The sequence below is a fragment of the Actinomadura sp. WAC 06369 genome (genome assembly GCF_003947565.1).
In the GTDB taxonomy this organism is placed as follows: domain Bacteria; phylum Actinomycetota; class Actinomycetes; order Streptosporangiales; family Streptosporangiaceae; genus Spirillospora; species Spirillospora rifamycini.
This window is the reverse complement of record NZ_QHJN01000379.1, coordinates 1-1,112: the sequence shown is the minus strand read 5'-3', so window position 1 is coordinate 1,112 and position 1,112 is coordinate 1. Positions and strand designations below refer to the sequence as shown.

The window sequence follows — 1,112 nt, the reverse complement described above, 5'->3', positions numbered from 1 at the left end:
CCCCCCGACGCGACACCCCCCTCACCCAGCCCGCGCGCCAGGGCGGCGTACCTCTCATCACGCGCCGCACGCCGGCGGAACGCGTCGATCGCGCGCCGCCGGCCCACCGTCAGCAACCACCCCGCCGGATTCCGCGGCACGCCCTCCCGCGGCCAGTTCACCAGCGCCTCCGCCAGCGCCTCCTGCGCCAGATCCTCCGCCAGCGCGAAATCGCCGGTGTACCGCGCGAGCGCACCGACGATCCGCGCCGACTCGATCCGCCACACGGCGGTGACGGCCTCACGACCGTTCGAGTCACCCATTGCCCGAGATTTCGCTCAGAGCTGCCCGGTGGCCTCGCGCCAGGCGCGCTCCTTCTGGACCCACTCGTTGTCCTGCGGGAACTCGTCGATCGTGGTGACCCGGCGGATCTCGGTCTTGAACCCCGGCCCCGTGATCGGCGACCGCTTGGCCCACTCCACGGCCTCCTCCTTGGAGGCGACGTTGAGGATGTAGAACCCGCCGAACAGCTCCTTGGTCTCCCCGTACGGGCCGTCGGTGACCACCGGCGTCTCCCCGGAGTAGTCGACCACCACGCCCTCGGCCGCGTCGTCGAGCCCCTCCGCGGCCAGCAGCACACCCGCCTTGATCAGCTCCTCGTTGTACCGCCCCACCGTCTCCAGCATCTGCGTGAAGTCGACGTCGCCCATCTGCGCGAAAGCCTCGTCGGTCGCGCGCCAGATCAGCATGTACTTCATCGTTCCGTCTCCCTCGCCTCGTTCGGGCCCTCTCTTCCGGGACCCTCTCACCCCTAGGTCGAACGGCGGCGGCACGGATCAACACCGCCAACGAACTTCTTCAAAAAACTTTTGGAGCCCACCACGCCCAAACGTCCCCCGGGTCAGCATGCCGACTCGCCCGCCGGCTGTAGGGACCTATCGAGGACACGCGGGGCCCTGCACGCTGCGTACAGCACTGAGGGGCACGGCCGAATCGCCGTGCCCCTCTAGGGCGTGTTTCAAAGGCAGGTCAGCCAGTCGTTGATGACAGCGATGTGGAGGGTCGCTTCGTAGCGGACGGCGAGCTTGTCGTACCGGGTGGCCACGGCCCGGTGCCGTTTGAGCCGGTTGATG

Annotated in this window: 2 protein-coding genes; both read right to left on the bottom strand. The window is 68.8% G+C overall.

Annotation, left to right across the window (positions count from 1 at the left end):
* Positions 1-302, bottom strand: a 302-nt coding sequence (locus DMH08_RS39560) for a sigma factor (protein ID WP_267898603.1), incomplete at its 3' end; no start/stop codon positions are given.
* 15 nt (positions 303-317) lie between these two features.
* Positions 318-737 carry a YciI family protein gene (locus DMH08_RS39555; protein WP_026401717.1) on the bottom strand — a complete coding sequence of 140 codons (420 nt, stop codon included), beginning with the start codon at positions 735-737 and terminating at the stop codon, positions 318-320.
* Between the last annotated feature and the right edge of the window lie 375 nt (positions 738-1,112).

Bases quoted from the DNA above. Each gene is read 5' to 3' on its own strand.
- DMH08_RS39555 (WP_026401717.1), bottom strand. From the start codon at position 737: ATGAAGTACATGCTGATCTGGCGCGCGACCGACGAGGCTTTCGCGCAG.